Below are 16,411 nucleotides of genomic sequence, written 5' to 3' on the forward strand. Positions count from 1 at the left end.
ATCCACGCCGCGGGAGGGAAACCATATGTTTTTAACGGCGTCTTGGCGCTAACAAAAAACCTCGGTGCTCAATTCGGTAACCCTTGTAAGCTAAATCGGCCGCAGCGTCAAACGCAGATCCCCCCAAGGGGATAAAAAAGTGTATCTGCTCATCAACTTTAGGCGATTTGCCGCCCGGCCGACAGGCCGCCGCTTATCCCTTAATCAGGGTTGGCGTAATAAAGATCACCAGCTCGCGTTTTTTCTGTTGTGCGCCGCTCTGCCGGAACAAGCCCCCCAGCAGCGGCGCATCCCCCAGTCCCGGCACCTTGTCCGCCGTCTTGCCGCGATGCCGTTGAAAAATGCCGCCGAGCACCAGGGTTTCGCCGTTTTTCACCGTGATCTGCGTCTTAATCTCCTGTTTATCGATGGTCAACGCCTCTCCGGCCCCTCGGCTGATGGCGCGCCCCGGCATATTTTGGCTGATCTGCAGCGTCAGCGTGATGCGCCCGTCCGGCAACACCTTCGGCGTCACCTCCATGCCCAGCACCGCCTCTTTAAACTCGATGGCGGTCGCACCGCTGGCGCCGCTGGACACTTCATAAGGGATCTCCGTCCCTTGCTTGATGCTGGCGGTTTGCAGATGCGCCGTCAGGAGACGCGGGCTGGCGATGATCTCCACCTGATTTTCCTGCTCCAGCGCCGTCAGCTCCAGGCTCAGCAAACGCCCGCTGATGCGCGCCAGATGGAAACCGGCGTTCACCGCGCTGCGCTCCAACGGCAGGTTAACGCCGATATTGCCCGGCCGCAGCGGCCGCGCCGGCCTGTCGTCGGGCGCCAATCCCCAACGCACGCCGAGCTCACGCAGGCTTTCGCTGTTGATGGTCACGATATGCGCCGCCAGTTGCACCTGTGCCAGCGGCGCATCCATTTCCGTTATCCGCTTTTTCAACTGCGCCACAATCGGCGCGGTGTCGCGCAGCAGCAGCGTATTGGTGCGTTTATCCGCCAACACGCTGCCACGCTCGCTCAGCAACGCGCCACGTTGGGCGTTGAGGCTTTCGGCAATTTCCGCCGCATCGCCGTTTTGCACGGTCATCGTCAGGCTGTGCAAGGGTTGCCGCTGCGCCAGCGCCTCTTGCAGCTGTCTTTTTTCCCGCGCATCCGGCTCCGGGGAGATCAGCATCACGTTACCCTCCCGCGTCATCGTCAGTTTGCCCATACGCAGGGTCAGCGCCAGCGCCTGGGGCCAGGGCACATCCTCCAACCGCAGCGTCAGGTTGCCGCTCACGCCCGGCGCGGCGATCAGGTTCATCTGCCGATAATCCGCCAAGGCCTGCAGGATGACCGTGACCGGCGCATCCTGAAACTCCAATGAGATTATCTGTTTATCCTGAGCCTGCGCGGCGCCGAGCGCCAAACACCCTAGCGCCAAGCCCAGTCCAGCGCGTCCTTTCATGATTTGTCATCCTTGTCGTCGATCATCAGCGATATGTCGTCGCGGCTCGTCGGGCACTCCGGTTCGGCCGTCAGCGCCTTCAACGTCAGGCTGCGCGCCTGCACCTGCGTCACCTGCCAGCGCTCGGCAAGCACCCGTTGTTGCGGCCGCAGGCGCAACCATTGCCCCGCCGGCGTCACCACCCAGCCATAGCGCTGCGTCGGTTGCCCGATGACGCCTTTCAGTCGCCAGCCCGCCGGGGATGTCTCTGTCTGGGCGCAAGCAGGCATCGGGGGCGGCGCAAACGGGTCGCGCGGTTCGGCGCATAAGGCCCACGGCCATAGCAGCCACCACCAACGGCCGGATCTTCTACTCATCGGCCAGCTCCTCGGCGGCATCCTGTAAAACCAACCGCGCCGTCATGCCCTGCGGCGGCGTCTCCACGCTCAATTGTTCGAGACGCAAATCGGCGGGCAGCGCCTCCAGCAGCGCCAACAAACCGGGGTAGTCAATGCGCAAGCTCAGCGTTTGCCGCGGCGGTTTTTCCTGCCGCTGCCAGCGCAATAAGGCGCCCCCCGCACGTTGCAGCCCGTTCGTCAGATCGCCGGTGGCGGCCGGAGCGAGCGGCGTCGGCGGCATCAGGGCGACCGGCGCCTCGTCCAGTTGGCGCTGCGCCACGGCGATCTGTTGCAGCAGGCGCTGTTGCCGCTCTGTCGCACTTTCCCGCTGACGCCATTCGTCTTGCAGCATCCAGCCCCCACCCAACAACGCCAACGTGCCGATGCCCAGCCATTGCGCGGCCAGCAATCGCCGGCCCGACAGGCCCAGCAAGAAGCGCAGCCCAGATGGCAAACGGTTATCCATCACGCCCCCATTGCGCCACCAGATGAAAGGCGTACAGGCCGTCGTCGCGTTGCGCCACCTCCGCCAAACGCAGCCGCGGTAACGCGGGCATCCCCGCCAGCCGCCGTTCGAACTGCGAAATGGCGGCAGGAGAACGGCTCAATCCACGCAGCCGCAGGCCGTTCGCCGCATCGCTGTCCAACGCCGTGAGCCACAGCGGTGGGGGGAGGCAGGAGGAGAGTTGCTGCAGCAGTTGCAAATAACGCCGGTTATGTTGGGCATTGCGCGCCTGCCGTTCAGCGAGGGCGCTGTATCGCGCCCGTTGCGCCCGCTCTTGCTGCTGCTGACGGACGAGCAGCGTCACTGCCGCCAGCTCTTCTTCCAACAGCGCCAGCCGCTCCTGACGCTGCGCCTGTTGATGACGCAGTTGACCGGCGACGAGGCCCCCTGCCAGCAACAGCACCGTTATCTGCAACAGCAACACGCCCAGCCAGAAGCAGCCGCGCCGCCGATCGCGACGTTGCCGCCAGGGCAAAAAGTTGACCTGGTACATCAGCGGTCCTCCTCGCGCAGCGCCAGACCGCCGGCCAACGCGAACGCTGAGGGATGCACGGGCAACGGCGGACGCAGCTGCGTGAAGGCGCTGAGCGGTGACCAGGAAAGGCAGCCGACGGGCAAGGCTCCTGCCAGCACGCTGCCGGCATAGACCGGTCGATCATCGTCCGCCGGCGTCTGGGCTTGCAGCGCCCGCAGCGCCTGCGCGTCATCGTCGCCCGGCGTCAGCCCGAACGCGAACGCGCCGTCGGCCGGCGCCACCCACAGCCATTCTCGCTCGAGACGATGCATCAGCCCTGCGGTGTGCGGCACGTCCGCCGCCGTCGCCATCATCCGCAGCGCGCAGGGCGTAATATCGACCGCTTGCGGATGCAGGCCCGCCTGGCGCAGACAGTGCAGCCACTGCTGCAGCTCCTGCCGCCGCGCGGCGGTCAACAGCAGCGCCGCCCCCTCCGCCGGCGCGGCGCGATAGTCGAGCGCCAGCGTCTGGCCGTCGAGTGGGAACTGCTTCACGCCGTGGCCAACGATATAGTCGCTGCGTTCCGGCTCGCGCAGCCGCGCGTCCGGCTGCGCCATGCACTGTTGCAACACCCGCTGCGCCGGCAGGGCAATGCGTAAGGAAATATGTCGCGGCAGTTGGACGCGCCATTGCCGCAGCGCCCGGATCAGGGCTTCGGAAGGTGCCAGGCAGCCGTCGCGTAAAACCGCCTGCGGCAGCGTCTGTTGCCACCAGTGACGCAGTTGCCAGCCGTTGCGGCGGCGTTGGACCGCCAGCGCCCGCACGCAGTCGATTTGTATATCCAGCCCCACCTGCCATGCTTGAGGGAACATGTTTCACAAGCCTCCATAACATCCGATGATAAAAGAACATATCCATGTCGCAGGCTTGCCTTTATACTACCGCGCGGTTGTTTATAAACTGCCCAAATGACTTAGAAATGGGAAATCTCAGGTGAAGTTCGTAAAGTATTTACTAATCCTTGCAGTATGTTGCATCGTGCTGGGAGCAGCCTCGATTTTCGGCTTGTACAAATATGTCGAGCCGCAGCTGCCCGACGTCGCAACGCTGAAAGACGTGCGGCTGCAGATACCGATGCAGGTTTACAGCGCCGATGGCGAACTGATCGCCCAGTACGGCGAGAAGCGCCGCATTCCGCTGAAGTTGGATCAAATTCCGCCGGTGATGGTGCACGCATTTATCGCCACCGAAGACAGCCGCTTCTATGATCACCACGGTGTCGATCCGGTCGGCATCTTCCGCGCGGCCTCCATCGCGTTGGTCTCCGGCCACGCTTCTCAGGGGGCCAGCACCATTACCCAACAGCTGGCGCGTAACTTCTTCTTAAGCCCGGAACGCACCCTGATGCGTAAAATCAAGGAAGCCTTTCTGGCGGTACGCATCGAGCAGATGCTGACCAAAGATGAAATCCTTGAGCTGTATCTGAACAAGATCTACCTGGGTTATCGCGCTTACGGCGTGGGCGCCGCCGCGCAGGTCTATTTCGGCAAGGACGTCAGCCAGCTCACCCTGAGCGAGATGGCGACCATCGCCGGCCTGCCGAAAGCGCCGTCCACCTTCAACCCGCTCTATTCGCACGATCGCGCCGTTGCCCGTCGCAACGTAGTGCTGTCGCGCATGCTGGACGAACACTACATCACGCAGGCGCAGTACGATCAGGCGCGTTCTGAAGATCTGGTCGCCAACTACCATGCGCCGGAAATCAGCTTCTCCGCCCCGTATCTCTCCGAGATGGTGCGTCAGGAAATGATCAAGCGCTACGGTGAAAACGCCTATACCGACGGTTATAAGGTTTACACCACCGTGACCAAACGGCTGCAGCTGGCGGCGCAGGAATCGGTGCGCAATAACGTGTTGGCCTATGACATGCGCCACGGCTATCGCGGCCCGTCAAACGTGCTGTGGAAAGTCGGCGAAGCGGCCTGGGATCGCAAACAGATTGTCGACTCGCTGAAAAACCTGCCGAACTACGGCCCGCTGGCGCCGGCGGTCATCACCGCCGCCAACCCGCAGGAAGCGACGGCGATGCTGGCCGACGGCAGCAGCATTGCCCTGCCGATGGCCACCATGCGCTGGGCGCGGCCATACCGTTCAGACACTCAGCAAGGCCCAACGCCGAAACGCGTCACCGACGTGGTGCAGCCAGGCCAGCAGGTCTGGGTGCGTAAAGTGAACGAGGCCTGGTGGCTGTCGCAGGTGCCGGACGTCAACTCGGCGCTGGTTTCCATCAACCCGAACGACGGCGCGGTGAAAGCGCTGGTCGGCGGCTTCGATTTCAACCAGAGCAAGTTCAACCGCGTCACGCAGGCCCTGCGTCAGGTGGGCTCGAACATCAAACCGTTCCTGTATACCGCCGCGATGGATAAAGGCCTGACGCTGGCCACCATCCTGAACGACTTGCCGATCACCCGTTGGGATGCCGGCGCCGGCACCGACTGGCGGCCGAAGAACTCGCCGCCGACCTACGATGGCCCGATTCGTCTGCGTCAAGGGCTGGGGCAGTCGAAGAACGTGGTGATGGTGCGCGCGATGCGTGCGATGGGCGTCGACTACGCGGCGGAATATCTGCAGCGCTTCGGCTTCCCGGCACAGAACATCGTGCATACCGAATCGCTGGCGCTGGGCTCCGCTTCCTTCACCCCGATGCAACTGGTGCGCGGTTACGCGGTGCTGGCGAACGGCGGTTATCTGGTCGATCCGTACTTCATCACCAAAATTGAAGACGACAACGGCAATACGGTGTTCGAAGCCAAACCTAAAGTGGTTTGCAGCAGTTGCAACCTGCCGGTGATCTACGGTGATACTCACCGTTCGGCCGTGCTGTCCGATGACAACATCGAAAACGTCGCCACCTCGCAGGAAGGCAGCAACAGCACGGTGCCGATGCCGCAGCTGGAGCAGGTAACCCCGGCTCAGGTGCAGCAGGACGGCGACCAACAGTATGCGCCGCACGTGATCAGCACGCCGCTGGCCTTCCTGATCCACGACGCGCTGAACAGCAACATCTTCGGTGAACCGGGTTGGATGGGCACCGCCTGGCGCGCCGGGCGCGATCTGAAACGTCATGATATCGGCGGCAAAACCGGTACCACCAACAGTTCCAAAGACGCCTGGTTCTCCGGCTATGGCCCGGATACCGTGACGTCGGTGTGGATCGGCTTCGACGATCACCGCCGCGATCTGGGCCGTTCGACGGTGTCCGGCGCCATCCCGGATCAGATTTCCGGCGGCGAAGGCGGTGCCAAGAGCGCCCAGCCGGCGTGGGACGACTTCATGAAGATCGCGCTGGAAGGCATTCCGGAGCAGAAAGTCACGCCGCCTCCGGGCATCATCAGCGTCACCATCGACAAGAGCAGCGGCAAGCTCTCTGGCGGTGGCGGCGGCAGCCGTTCCGAGTACTTTATCGAAGGAACGCAGCCGACGGACTACCCATCGCGCGATACCGGCACCACGCTGACCGATCCGGGCGGCGAAAGCCACGAGCTGTTCTGATCGAAAAGGGCCAGAGAAATCTGGCCCTTTTTTTATGCGGCGCGAAGCGTCTCAGCGCGAAGCGCGCAGAAACGCCTCGGAGAGGAACAGCGCGCTGACGTTGCGCGCCTCACGGAAATCCGGTTCCGCCAGCAGCGCCATCATGTTGGCGATCGGCCAGCGCACCTGCGGCAGGGGTTCCGGTTCGTCCCCTTCCAGGCTCTGCGGGTAGAGATCGTGCGCCAGCACAATATTCATTTTGCTGGAAAAGTAGGATGGCGCCATCGTCAGCTTGCTGAGGAAATCAAAGCGTCTGGCGCCGAATCCCACTTCTTCCATCAGCTCGCGGTTGGCCGCCTCCAGCACCCCCTCGCCGGGATCGATCAACCCTTTCGGGAAGCCCAGCTCATAGGATTCAGTGCCCACCGCATATTCGCGGATCAGCAGCAGGTCATCGCCAATCACCGGTACAATCATCACCGCCTCGCGATCCGAAGGCCGCATGCGCTCATACACCCGCCGCACACCGTTGCTGAATTCCAAATCGACCGACTCGACGTTGAACAAACGCGAACGCGCGACCGTTTCCACTTTCAGAATTTTAGGTTTTTGCAGGTGTTTATCCATGATTGCCTCAAAGAGGTTGCCCAGGCGCGGACAGGGCAACCGAAAAAATGATTGGCGTAACGCACGGCTCGTTGGCGCTCAAACGCTGACCAAATTCGATCTTGATCACATTGTGCGTTAAGGGCAAGCTCGGCCGCAACGCGCATGAACAGTAATTTACTTTCTTTTAACAAGCGTCGCCAGCCGCGGGCGATTTTCTGCACTGATTCAGCAAACAGCGCGCATGAAAATAGGATAATGCCGATATCGACGGCAGGGGCCGGTTGCTAGTATCACGCAGGCAAGAATCAGTGATAAAATGACCTTGCTTCATGAAGGAATGAGATCCAAAGCGAAAATCTGTTTGTTCCCTCATTAGTTCTGGGTGCCTCCTGGCGGTTTACTCCGTATAATATTCAGCTTTTCATCAGGTTGGCGAAATTCACGGGTGTGAGATGGGGATTGCATGAGCACAATAGTGTTGATATTGGCCTTAGTGCTTGTCTGCCTGATTGCCGCCGGCCTGTACCTGTGGTTCAAGGCCCGCCACCCGACGGCGCTGGCGCGCACGCTGCCGTTTATCAAACCCGCCCACCGCAAGCTGACCGACGAAGAACGCGCGGCGGTCGAGTTCTACCTCAATCAACAAAACAAGCTGAGCAACAAACTGTTGCCCGGCGGCGGCGCTACGCTGCCCGCAGCCAAACTGGCGCTCACCCCGCAAAGCGATAACGTTTATCCCGTGACGCACGCCATCACCCGTTACGGGCTGGCCAGCGACGATCCCAATAAATGGCGCTATTACCTCGACGCTGAAGAGGTGCACCTCCCCCCGTTTTGGGAACCCTACATCACCGCCGACAACCATGTGGAAGTGATCAAAACCCAGACGCTGCCGCTGGTGATTTCGCTCAATGGGCACTCGCTGAAAGATCATATCCACGACCGGCCGCAGCCGCCGGTCGTGACCGCCGCGCCGACCAAAAACGCCTCCATCCGCAAGGAAGAGAGCGAGCATGTCGAGCTGGTGAACATTCGCAAGGAAACGCCGGAAGAGCATGCGCTGAACCGGCCGAACGGCATCCGTGAAGCCGTCATCATCTCCGCCGCGCTGCTGCTGCTGTTCTTCAGCCTGATCAGCCCGGTGCTGGTGATCCCCTGGATGATTTTCGTGGCGGTGCTGATGATCGCCTGGGGAGGGTGGAACCTGTTCCGCCGCCCGGCGTCGCGCGAGTTGAAAGAGATCCACTGCCTGCGCGGCACGCCAAAGCGCTGGGGCCTGTTCGGCGAATCCGGCCAGGGGCAGATCAGCAATATTTCGCTCGGCATTATCGATCTGATCTATCCGCCGCACTGGCAACCGTACCTGACGCAGGATCTGGGCAAAACCACCGATGTGGACGTCTATCTCAACCGTCAGGTGGTGCGGCAGGGGCGTTTCCTGTCGCTGCATGACGAAGTGAAGAATTTCCCGTTGCAGCAGTGGGGCCGCAATGCGGTGCTGGTCGCCAGCTCGGCGCTGGTTCTGCTGCTGCTGCTGATCTATATCCCGCTCAACCTGCCGTTGACCCTCAGCATGGCCTGGCTGCAAGGCGCGCAAAAAGTGGAAGTGACCAGCGTACAGGCGCTGGAGGCCACGCCGCTGCGCATCGGCGACACGCTGAAAGTGCGCGGCAGCGGCATGTGCTATGTCCCGCCGCCGGCCAACGGCGGCGGCGCCGTCAATTTTGCGCCGTTCGACTGCTCCGGCATCTATTGGAACACCGCCGCCCCGCTGCCGCAGCCGGAATCGGAAGTCATAGACAAAGCGACAGCCCTGCTGGCGACGGTCAGCGGTCAGCTGCATCCGAGCGGCGCCGATCAGAAGGTCAACCCGCAGCTGGCCAGCGCCATCGAGAAATCCGGCATGATCCTGCTGGACGATTTCTCCGATATCGTGCTGAAAACGCAGGATCTGTGCCAGACGGAAAACGACTGCGTACGGCTGAAAAACGCGCTGGTTAACCTGGGCAACGCGAAAAACTGGAGCAGCCTGGTGAAACGCGCCAAATCCGGCGCGCTGCAAGGCGTCAACGTCCTGCTTCGTCCGGTCAGCGCCGAATCGCTGGAAAGCCTGACCAAAGTGGCCACCTCGTCGTTCATCTTCAATGAGACGCGACTGGCCGCCGCTGCGCTCAACAGCCCGCCGCCAGGCGGTTTCCTGATCCGCAGCGACGAAGGCCGCCAGTGGGTCAGTCACCCCCAGCCGCAGACGCCGCAAAGCGAATACAACGCGCTCGACCAGTGGAATGAGCTGCAGCGCCAGTCCAACCTGCTGCTGCATACCCCATTCCAGGCGCAGGGCGTGATCACCAGCCTCAGCGTTGACGCCAATGGCACTCGCCACGTGGCGTTGCACAGCGAACCGGACATGATCACCCTGTGGCGCTATCTCGGCACCAGCCTGTTGTTGCTGGCCGTAGTGGTCAGCCTGGGTTATAACGCCTGGCGGCTGGTGCAGCGTCGGCGCATCAATCAGCACCGCGTCGCCGATATCCAGCGTTACTACGACAGCTGCTTCAATCCGCAGCTCAATCCGATGTCGATGCGGCCGATGGCCTGAACCTGACGCCGGGGCTTCGGCCCTGTCATCCGCTTATGCTACGCTAACGCTATTATTCTCATCTGCGGACTGCCCGTCGGTCCGCCCGTGGAGTTTTTATGGTTCCCGAGTTTGATTGGCCGCAGATCGATACCGTGCTGCTGGACATGGACGGCACATTGCTGGATCTGGAGTTTGACAGCCACTTTTGGCTCAGCCTGGTGCCGCAGGCGCTGAGCGAAAGGCGCGCCATTCCGTTCGACGAAGCCCGCCACATCATCGAGCGGGAATATCAGGCGGTGCAGCACACCATGAACTGGTATTGCTTCGATTACTGGAGCGAGCGGCTGGATCTGGACATTTACCGCATGACCAGCGAAGTGGGCAGCCGCGCCCGGCTGCGCGAAGACACCGAGCCTTTTTTACGGGCGCTGCGCGACGCCGGCCTGCAAACCATTTTGCTGACCAACGCCCATCCGCACAGCCTGGCGGTGAAAATCGAGCATACCGGCCTCGATCGGCACCTTGATTTATTGTTTTCCACCCACACATTTGGTTATCCGAAAGAAGATCAGCGTCTGTGGCAGGCAGTGCAACAGCACACCGGATTCAACCCGCAGCGCACGCTGTTTGTCGACGACGGCGAGCCGATCCTCGACGCGGCGCGCACTTTCGGCATTCGTTACTGCCTGGGCGTGCAAAACCCGGACTCCAGCACGGCGGAGAAAAGCTTCCAGCGCCATCCGTCGATGCGCGACTACCGCCTGCTGATACCGGCGCTGGCCAAGGGGGAAGCATGAAGGAAAAAGCGACGCGCGACGACGCGGTCCGACTGGATAAGTGGCTGTGGGCCGCACGCTTCTACAAGACCCGCGCGCTGGCGCGCGAAATGATCGACGGCGGCAAAGTGCATTACAACGGCCAGCGCGGCAAGCCGAGCAAGATTGTCGAGCTCAACGCGGAGCTAAAACTGCGGCAGGGCAACGAAGAACGTACGGTGATCGTGCTGGCGCTGACCAGCCAACGCCGCGGCGCCAACGAGGCGCAGCAAATGTATCAGGAAACCGAAGCCAGCATCGCCAACCGCGAAAAAATGGCGCTGGCGCGCAAGATGAACGCGTTGACCATGCCGCATCCGGACCGACGTCCGGACAAAAAGGAGCGGCGCGACCTGATGAAATTTAAATTTGGTGAGCAGGAATAACCCCTCACCGCAATGAGAGAAGATTATGTCCAACCATGACCAATTGCACCGTTACCTGTTTGAAAACTACGCGGTGCGCGGCGAGCTGGTTACCGTCAGCGAAACCTATCAGCAGATCCTGAACAACCACGACTACCCGGCACCGGTGCAAAAACTGCTGGGCGAGCTGCTGGTCGCCACCAGTCTGCTGACCGCAACCCTGAAGTTCGACGGCGACATCACCGTTCAGCTGCAAGGCGACGGCCCGCTGAAGCTGGCGGTGATCAACGGCAACAACCGCCAGGAGATGCGCGGCGTTGCGCGCACCCAGGCGCCTATCGCTGACGACAGCACCCTGCATCAGATGATCGGCAACGGCGTCATGGTCATCACCATTTCCCCAACGGAAGGCGAACGCTATCAGGGCGTGGTCGGTCTGGAAGGGGAAACGCTGGCCGAATGCCTGGAAGCCTACTTCCGCCAGTCTGAACAGTTGCCGACCCGCCTGTTCATCCGCACCGGCGAAGCGGAAGGCAATGCCGCGGCGGCCGGCATGCTGCTGCAGGTGCTGCCGGCGCAAGACGGCAACCTCGATGATTTCGATCACCTGGTGCAACTGACCAACACGGTCAAAAGCGAAGAGCTGTTCGGCCTGCCGGCCAACGAGGTGCTGTACCGTCTGTATCATCAGGAAGAAGTCACCCTGTATGAACCGCAGGACGTGCAATTCCGTTGTACCTGTTCACGCCAGCGTTGCGCCGACGCGCTGCTGACGCTGCCGACCGACGAAGTGGCGGACATGCTGGAGCAGGACGGCAATATCGACATGCACTGCGACTACTGCGGCAGCCACTATGTCTTTGACCCGGTTGATGTTGCCGCGTTGTATGCGGGCAACGCCGGCGAAAGCGATCGGTTGCACTAAGTCACACCCTCTCGGCGGGCGCGCCCGGCGCCCGCCAAGCCCCGTCGTTTGCACGTTTGCTTTTTTCCGTGTGCTATCTCTCAGATCGTAACGAAATACCGCCTAAAACGTTAAATATTTGATACCCATCGCGGTTACGCACCGTTAGATCCCTACAATTGCCGCCAGAAATTCTGTGACCAAGGAGTAGTAACATGCGCGTTAAAGGTATAACCCCTCAGGATCTGGCCGCTTACGGCATTCACGACGTCAGCGAAATCGTTCACAACCCGAGCTATGAACTGCTGTTTAAGGAAGAAACAGACCCATCTCTGGAAGGTTTTGAGCGTGGGGTAGTCACCAAGCTGGGTGCCGTCTCCGTCGATACCGGCATCTTCACCGGCCGTTCGCCGAAAGACAAATACATCGTCCGTGACGACATCACCCGCGATACCGTGTGGTGGGCCGATCAGGGCAAAGGCAAAAACGACAACAAACCTCTCAGCCCGGAAGTCTGGGCCGATCTGAAACACCTGGTCACCGAGCAACTGTCCGGCAAGCGCCTGTTCGTGGTGGATACCTTCTGCGGCGCCAACGCCGACTCGCGCCTGAAAGTGCGTTTCATCACCGAGGTGGCCTGGCAGGCGCACTTCGTGAAAAACATGTTCATCCGCCCGAGCGACGAAGAGCTGGCAGACTTCGAGCCGGACTTCGTGGTGATGAACGGCGCCAAATGCACCAACCCGAACTGGCAGCAGCAAGGCCTGAACTCGGAGAACTTCGTCGCCTTCAACCTGACCGAGCGCATGCAGCTGATCGGCGGCACCTGGTATGGCGGCGAAATGAAGAAAGGCATGTTCTCGATGATGAACTACCTGCTGCCGCTGAAAGGCATCGCCTCGATGCACTGCTCGGCCAACGTGGGCGAGAAAGGCGACGTGGCGGTGTTCTTCGGCCTGTCCGGCACCGGCAAGACCACCCTCTCCACCGATCCTAAGCGTCAGCTGATCGGCGATGACGAGCACGGCTGGGACGACGACGGCGTGTTCAACTTCGAAGGCGGCTGCTACGCCAAGACCATCAAGCTGTCTGAAGAAGCCGAGCCGGACATCTACCACGCCATCAAACGCGATGCGCTGCTGGAAAACGTCACCGTGTTGGCCGACGGCAGCATCGACTTCAACGACGGTTCGAAAACCGAGAATACCCGCGTTTCTTACCCGATCTACCATATCCAGAACATCGTCAAGCCGGTGTCCAAGGCGGGTCACGCCACCAAGGTGATCTTCCTGACCGCCGACGCCTTCGGCGTGCTGCCGCCGGTATCGCGCCTGACCGCCAATCAGACTCAGTACCACTTCCTGTCCGGCTTCACCGCCAAGCTGGCCGGCACCGAGCGCGGCGTGACCGAGCCGACGCCAACCTTCTCCGCCTGCTTCGGCGCCGCATTCCTGTCGCTGCACCCGACGCAGTACGCCGAAGTGCTGGTGAAACGCATGCAGGCCGCCGGCGCCCAGGCTTACCTGGTCAACACCGGCTGGAACGGCACCGGCAAACGCATCTCGATCAAAGATACGCGCGGCATCATCGACGCCATCCTGAGCGGTGAAATCGACAAGGCGGAAACCGTTACCCTGCCTATCTTCGATCTGGCGATGCCGACCGCGCTGCCTGGCGTGAACCCGGAGATCCTCGATCCACGCAACACCTACGCCAGCCTCGAGCAGTGGCAGGAAAAAGCGCAGGATCTGGCCGAGCGCTTCATCACCAACTTCGACAAATACACCGACACGCCTGCGGGCGCCGCGCTGGTCAGCGCCGGCCCGAAGCTGTAATTCGGTAGCGTTACCTCTTCAGCTAAGGCGCGGATCCCGCGCCTTTTTTTATTTCAATTGATTGCTTTTTAATCGGTGAGACGAGAGAATAAGTCAATGCAATCATTGATAGCAAAGGAGGTTTCAATGGCTACTATCACCGTCAGAAATCTGGACGACGAAATCAAAGAGCTGCTGCGTATCTCAGCGGCGAAAAACGGCCATTCCATGGAAGAGGAAGCGCGCATGATCCTGAAACAGGCGCTGGTGAAAAAGCCGCCGCGCTATGGATTGGGTACCTGGATGCATCAGCACTTCGCCGAATTCGGCGGCGTTGAGCTGGAGATCCCACCGCGTGACGCCGTGCCGCCACGCATCGTCACCTTTGATGATGAAGATGACAACGCATGATCATTATCGACACCGACGTCATTTCAGAAACGCTGCGTCCCAGCCCGTACTACAACGTCATTAACTGGTTAAATGAAAAGGACAATGACGAGCTCTATCTCAGCGCCATTGTCCTCACCGAACTGTTCAGCGGCGTGGCCTGCATGCCTGACGGCAAACGCCAGCGGGATCTCAAGCTGAAATTGGCGGACGCCATTGAATTGAAGTTCGAGGGGCAGATATTGCCGTTTGATGGGCTGTGCGCGATGCAATACGCGGAATTGACGGCAAGGAATCGGCTGTTGGGTAAAGCGATGAGCGTGCCCGATACCCAAATCGCCGCCACCTGCCTGCATTACGGCGCCGCGCTGGCCACCCGCAATACCAAAGACTTCCTCCACTGCGGCATCGAATTAATCGATCCGTGGCAGGCGCCGACCGGCCGCCGGTTGCATGAGGATGCGGCGGAATACTACGTGATGAGCAGAAAGTCCTGACGGGGCCGCAGCGGCGCGGCCCACATCAGAGGTCAGGCGGTTTCCCTGGCCGTTTGATGGCCGTTGGTCGACTCTTTTTTCTCCATCGGCAACGGAATATAAGCGCGGATCAATAGCCCGCCGCGCTCGCTGGTGCCGATATCCAGTTCGCCATCATGCGCGTCGATAATACGCTGCACGATCGCCAGCCCCAGGCCTGTGCCGCTGGTGCTGCGCGCGCTGTCACCGCGCACGAACGGCTGCAGCAGGTGCTTCAACTCGTCCGGCTTGATGCCCGGGCCGTCATCTTCCACCTGGAACCAGCCGCGCTGCAGCTCACGGCCGCTGCTGACCTTGATCCAGCCGTTGCCGTAACGCGCCGCGTTCACCACCATATTCACCGCCGCCCGTTTAATCGACAGCGGATGCACGTTCATCATCAGCTCGCCCGGCGACAGCGCGGTTTCAATCACCCGCTCATAGCCGCTCTCGGCCGCGACCACTTCGCCTAAAATGGCGTTCAGATCGCTGCTTTCGGTCGGCATTTCCTGCCCGGTGCGCAGATAATCGATGAACTGCTCAATGATGGCGTTGCACTCTTCGATGTCTTTATTGATCGACTCGGCCAGATAGCCGTCTTCGGCGCTCATCATCTCCGTCGCCAGGCGGATGCGCGTCAACGGCGTGCGCAGGTCGTGGCTGACTCCGGCCATCAGCAAAGTGCGGTCATCCGCCAGCTGTTTGACGCCCGACGCCATCTGATTGAATGCGCGAGTCACCGACCGCACTTCGGAAGCGCCATACTCGCGCAGCGGCGGCGGAATAATGCCCTTGCCCACCTGCAGCGCCGCATGTTCCAGCTCCACCAGCGGGCGGTTTTGAATACGAATAAACAGCCAGGCGCCGCCGATCGCGAGCAGCATAATCGCCAGCGTATAGCGGAACAGCGGCGAGAAATCGCCCTGGTGGATTTCCGTCAGCGGCACGCGCACCCAGATATCGGGCTGCAGCCAGGTTTTCAGCCACACCACCGGGGAGTTCTTGTTCACCTCCACCCGCACATCGGTCGGCCCGCCGAGCTGCTGCGCCATCTGCTGGCTGAGGAACTGGTAGTGCTGCGCCCAGCGCAGGCCGCTCTCCTCCGCCGCCGAGTTGGTGTAGAGAGAGATGCCCAGTTCGCGGTAGATCTCACGGCGGAACGCCGGCGGCACCTCCAGCAGCGTGCCGTCCTCCAGCTGCAGCCGATCGGTCATCAGCATACGCACTTCGTAGGCCAATACCTTGTTGAACTGCTGCAGGCTGGGCAGGATGGCGAAGTTCAGCACCACCAGATAGGTCGTCACCAGGCTGACGAACAGCAAGGTGACGATCAACAACAGGGTTCGGGCAAACGAGCTACGCGGTGAAAAGCGCAATCGCCTCATGCCTTACTGCCGTCCGGGACGAAGACGTAGCCGAGACCCCACACGGTCTGGATATAACGCGGATGCGCCGGATCTTCTTCAACCATACGGCGCAGACGAGAGATCTGCACGTCGATGGAGCGTTCCATGGCGCTGTATTCGCGGCCACGCGCCAGGTTCATCAGCTTATCGCGCGACAGCGGTTCACGCGGGTGGCTGACCAGCGCCTTCAGTACCGCGAACTCGCCGCTGGTCAACGGCATCGGCTCGTCTTCGCGGAACATCTCGCGGGTGCCGAGGTTCAGTTTGAATTTGCCGAAAGCGATCACCGCTTCTTCCTGCGAAGGCGCGCCCGGCAGTTCGTTCGCCTGACGGCGCAGCACCGCGCGGATACGAGCCAACAGCTCACGCGGGTTGAACGGTTTAGGAATGTAGTCATCGGCGCCGATTTCCAGGCCCACGATGCGATCGACCTCTTCGCCTTTCGCGGTGACCATAATGATCGGCATCGGGTTGCTCTGGCTGCGCAGGCGGCGGCAGATGGACAGGCCGTCTTCGCCCGGCAACATCAGATCGAGCACCATCAAATGGAAGGATTCACGAGTCAGCAAGCGATCCATTTGCTCAGCGTTGGCAACGCTGCGAACCTGGAAGCCCTGCTCGGTTAAATAACGTTCTAAAAGCGCGCGCAGGCGCATGTCATCATCGACAACCAGGATCTTATGATTCTCTTGCATGGTATTACTCCC

16 protein-coding genes are annotated in these 16,411 nt (G+C 61.0%); 8 read left to right on the forward strand and 8 right to left on the reverse strand.

Annotated elements, in window-relative coordinates:
* Positions 1–193 precede the first annotated feature (193 nt).
* Genes hofQ through pilM form a run of 5 tightly spaced genes read right to left on the reverse strand, consistent with a single transcriptional unit; the run spans position 194 to position 3,646 of the window.
* Positions 194–1,438 (reverse strand): DNA uptake porin HofQ, encoded by a 1,245-nt coding sequence (gene hofQ, locus ACJ8M3_RS22120; protein ID WP_089192327.1) that lies wholly within the window; start codon positions 1,436–1,438, stop codon positions 194–196.
* Positions 1,435–1,794, reverse strand: coding sequence for a HofP DNA utilization family protein (locus tag ACJ8M3_RS22125; protein ID WP_033645276.1), 360 nt, complete (start codon positions 1,792–1,794; stop codon positions 1,435–1,437). Before ACJ8M3_RS22125 ends, hofQ begins: the two co-directional genes overlap by 4 nt.
* Positions 1,787–2,281, reverse strand: a complete 495-nt coding sequence (locus tag ACJ8M3_RS22130; RefSeq protein ID WP_033645277.1) for a hypothetical protein — start codon at positions 2,279–2,281, stop codon at positions 1,787–1,789. The genes ACJ8M3_RS22125 and ACJ8M3_RS22130 overlap by 8 nt, the downstream gene beginning before the upstream one ends.
* Positions 2,274–2,813, reverse strand: coding sequence for a PilN domain-containing protein (locus tag ACJ8M3_RS22135; RefSeq protein WP_033645278.1), 540 nt, complete (start codon positions 2,811–2,813; stop codon positions 2,274–2,276). The genes ACJ8M3_RS22130 and ACJ8M3_RS22135 overlap by 8 nt, the downstream gene beginning before the upstream one ends.
* Entirely contained in the window at positions 2,813–3,646 is an 834-nt protein-coding gene (gene pilM / locus ACJ8M3_RS22140; RefSeq protein WP_442514742.1) for a type IV pilus biogenesis protein PilM, read from the reverse strand. Before pilM ends, ACJ8M3_RS22135 begins: the two co-directional genes overlap by 1 nt.
* Positions 3,647–3,767: 121 nt before the next feature.
* Between pilM and mrcA the strand changes: the two genes are divergently transcribed.
* The gene (gene mrcA / locus ACJ8M3_RS22145) at positions 3,768–6,326 is read left to right on the forward strand and encodes a peptidoglycan glycosyltransferase/peptidoglycan DD-transpeptidase MrcA (RefSeq protein ID WP_033645280.1); all 2,559 of its coding nucleotides are present in this window, start codon (positions 3,768–3,770) and stop codon (positions 6,324–6,326) included.
* A gap of 51 nt (positions 6,327–6,377) precedes the next feature.
* Here mrcA and nudE read toward each other — a convergent pair whose 3' ends face one another.
* A complete protein-coding gene (nudE, locus tag ACJ8M3_RS22150) occupies positions 6,378–6,932 on the reverse strand; it encodes an ADP compounds hydrolase NudE (RefSeq protein WP_033645281.1) in 555 nt (184 codons plus the stop codon).
* A gap of 445 nt (positions 6,933–7,377) precedes the next feature.
* On the opposite strand from nudE, the gene ACJ8M3_RS22155 reads away from it, so the two are divergent.
* From ACJ8M3_RS22155 to ACJ8M3_RS22185, 7 genes are all read left to right on the forward strand, one after another.
* Positions 7,378–9,513 (forward strand): intracellular growth attenuator family protein, encoded by a 2,136-nt coding sequence (locus tag ACJ8M3_RS22155; RefSeq protein ID WP_033651741.1) that lies wholly within the window; start codon positions 7,378–7,380, stop codon positions 9,511–9,513.
* Between the two features lie 98 nt (positions 9,514–9,611).
* Positions 9,612–10,292 (forward strand): GMP/IMP nucleotidase, encoded by a 681-nt coding sequence (gene yrfG / locus ACJ8M3_RS22160; RefSeq protein ID WP_025304546.1) that lies wholly within the window; start codon positions 9,612–9,614, stop codon positions 10,290–10,292.
* Positions 10,289–10,696, forward strand: a complete 408-nt coding sequence (hslR, locus tag ACJ8M3_RS22165) for a ribosome-associated heat shock protein Hsp15 (RefSeq protein WP_033645283.1) — start codon at positions 10,289–10,291, stop codon at positions 10,694–10,696. The genes yrfG and hslR overlap by 4 nt, the downstream gene beginning before the upstream one ends.
* A gap of 25 nt (positions 10,697–10,721) precedes the next feature.
* Positions 10,722–11,600: an Hsp33 family molecular chaperone HslO gene (hslO, locus tag ACJ8M3_RS22170; RefSeq protein ID WP_033645284.1), complete on the forward strand. Its 879-nt coding sequence runs from the start codon at positions 10,722–10,724 to the stop codon at positions 11,598–11,600.
* Between the two features lie 194 nt (positions 11,601–11,794).
* Positions 11,795–13,414: a phosphoenolpyruvate carboxykinase (ATP) gene (gene pckA / locus ACJ8M3_RS22175; RefSeq protein ID WP_015379308.1), complete on the forward strand. Its 1,620-nt coding sequence runs from the start codon at positions 11,795–11,797 to the stop codon at positions 13,412–13,414.
* 126 nt (positions 13,415–13,540) lie between these two features.
* Positions 13,541–13,804, forward strand: a complete 264-nt coding sequence (locus ACJ8M3_RS22180; protein WP_004930730.1) for a FitA-like ribbon-helix-helix domain-containing protein — start codon at positions 13,541–13,543, stop codon at positions 13,802–13,804.
* Positions 13,801–14,280 carry a type II toxin-antitoxin system VapC family toxin gene (locus ACJ8M3_RS22185; RefSeq protein ID WP_170853419.1) on the forward strand — a complete coding sequence of 160 codons (480 nt, stop codon included), beginning with the start codon at positions 13,801–13,803 and terminating at the stop codon, positions 14,278–14,280. Before ACJ8M3_RS22180 ends, ACJ8M3_RS22185 begins: the two co-directional genes overlap by 4 nt.
* Before the next feature lie 32 nt (positions 14,281–14,312).
* On the opposite strand, the gene envZ is transcribed toward ACJ8M3_RS22185, so the two are convergent.
* Together envZ and ompR are read right to left on the reverse strand one after the other, a co-directional pair.
* Entirely contained in the window at positions 14,313–15,683 is a 1,371-nt protein-coding gene (envZ, locus tag ACJ8M3_RS22190; RefSeq protein WP_033645286.1) for a two-component system sensor histidine kinase EnvZ, read from the reverse strand.
* Positions 15,680–16,399 carry an osmolarity response regulator transcription factor OmpR gene (ompR, locus tag ACJ8M3_RS22195; protein WP_004709363.1) on the reverse strand — a complete coding sequence of 240 codons (720 nt, stop codon included), beginning with the start codon at positions 16,397–16,399 and terminating at the stop codon, positions 15,680–15,682. Before ompR ends, envZ begins: the two co-directional genes overlap by 4 nt.
* Positions 16,400–16,411 lie beyond the last annotated feature (12 nt).

The sequence above is a fragment of the Serratia sp. CY55921 genome, assembly GCF_052167655.1.
Classification (GTDB): Bacteria; Pseudomonadota; Gammaproteobacteria; order Enterobacterales; family Enterobacteriaceae; genus Serratia; species Serratia ureilytica.

Bases quoted from the DNA above. Each gene is read 5' to 3' on its own strand.
- hofQ (WP_089192327.1), bottom strand. From the start codon at position 1,438: ATGAAAGGACGCGCTGGACTGGGCTTGGCGCTAGGGTGTTTGGCGCTC.
- ACJ8M3_RS22125 (WP_033645276.1), bottom strand. From the start codon at position 1,794: ATGAGTAGAAGATCCGGCCGTTGGTGGTGGCTGCTATGGCCGTGGGCC.
- ACJ8M3_RS22130 (WP_033645277.1), bottom strand. From the start codon at position 2,281: ATGGATAACCGTTTGCCATCTGGGCTGCGCTTCTTGCTGGGCCTGTCG.
- ACJ8M3_RS22135 (WP_033645278.1), bottom strand. From the start codon at position 2,813: ATGTACCAGGTCAACTTTTTGCCCTGGCGGCAACGTCGCGATCGGCGG.
- pilM (WP_442514742.1), bottom strand. From the start codon at position 3,646: ATGTTCCCTCAAGCATGGCAGGTGGGGCTGGATATACAAATCGACTGC.
- nudE (WP_033645281.1), bottom strand. From the start codon at position 6,932: ATGGATAAACACCTGCAAAAACCTAAAATTCTGAAAGTGGAAACGGTC.
- ACJ8M3_RS22155 (WP_033651741.1), top strand. From the start codon at position 7,378: ATGAGCACAATAGTGTTGATATTGGCCTTAGTGCTTGTCTGCCTGATT.
- yrfG (WP_025304546.1), top strand. From the start codon at position 9,612: ATGGTTCCCGAGTTTGATTGGCCGCAGATCGATACCGTGCTGCTGGAC.
- hslR (WP_033645283.1), top strand. From the start codon at position 10,289: ATGAAGGAAAAAGCGACGCGCGACGACGCGGTCCGACTGGATAAGTGG.
- hslO (WP_033645284.1), top strand. From the start codon at position 10,722: ATGTCCAACCATGACCAATTGCACCGTTACCTGTTTGAAAACTACGCG.
- pckA (WP_015379308.1), top strand. From the start codon at position 11,795: ATGCGCGTTAAAGGTATAACCCCTCAGGATCTGGCCGCTTACGGCATT.
- ACJ8M3_RS22180 (WP_004930730.1), top strand. From the start codon at position 13,541: ATGGCTACTATCACCGTCAGAAATCTGGACGACGAAATCAAAGAGCTG.
- ACJ8M3_RS22185 (WP_170853419.1), top strand. From the start codon at position 13,801: ATGATCATTATCGACACCGACGTCATTTCAGAAACGCTGCGTCCCAGC.
- envZ (WP_033645286.1), bottom strand. From the start codon at position 15,683: ATGAGGCGATTGCGCTTTTCACCGCGTAGCTCGTTTGCCCGAACCCTG.
- ompR (WP_004709363.1), bottom strand. From the start codon at position 16,399: ATGCAAGAGAATCATAAGATCCTGGTTGTCGATGATGACATGCGCCTG.